1 pseudogene is annotated in these 719 nt (G+C 81.4%); it reads right to left on the reverse strand.

Annotated elements, in window-relative coordinates:
* Positions 1 to 651, reverse strand: a pseudogene (locus tag ACQRUO_RS39595) (hypothetical protein); the annotation flags it as partial.
* Positions 652 to 719 lie beyond the last annotated feature (68 nt).

Here is a 719-nt window from a genome sequence, read left to right on the forward strand (position 1 = left end):
GGCGAGCAGCGCGGCGGCCCGCACCGCGCTGCCGCGCCGGCAGCGGGCGTCCAGCCAGGGGCACAGCTCGCGCAGCGCGGCGGTGGCCGGGTGGGCGGAGTCGGCCGGCGCCGGGCCGGGGGTCGGCCAGCGCACCGGACCCAGGCCCTCGCGGCTGTCCGGCAGCGGGAAGTGCGGGGTGGCCGCGCCGTCGGCCCGGTAGGCGGTCACCCGGTCGACCGGCTCCCAGCCGGCCCGCTCCCACGGGAGCAGGGTCAGCGGCACCCCGGCGGCGGTCGGCTCCGGGGGTTCCTCGCCGAGCAGCGCCCGGGTGTGCGCGGCCAGGCTGCGCACCGGTTCGGGCAGGCCCAGCGGGGCCAGCTCGGCCCACGGCACCCGGGCGGCCAGCACCTCCCAGAGCGGGCCGACCCAGCCGTCCCGCTCCCCGGCGGCCGCGCCGGGCCCGGCCAGCGGGTCGAAGAGCGCGGCGGCGACCGGCGGCGGGGCGCCGAGGGCGATTTCGTGGCCGAGGGCGGCGGTCCGCTCGGCCGCCGCGGCTTCGCCGAGCCGGGCGGCGGCGGCCGCGCGGGTGCGCCGGTAGCTGTCCAGCAGCCGGGTCCACGGGTCGTCGGACCCGGGCGCGCGGACCCGCGGGTCCTCGTGCGTGATCATATTTGTCAGCGTACGGTCCACCGGTCGCCATCAGCTGACACCGCGTCGGCCCGGTGCGTCGCAGCGCG

Source organism: Kitasatospora sp. LaBMicrA B282 (assembly GCF_050325825.1).
Lineage (GTDB): Bacteria > Actinomycetota > Actinomycetes > Streptomycetales > Streptomycetaceae > Kitasatospora.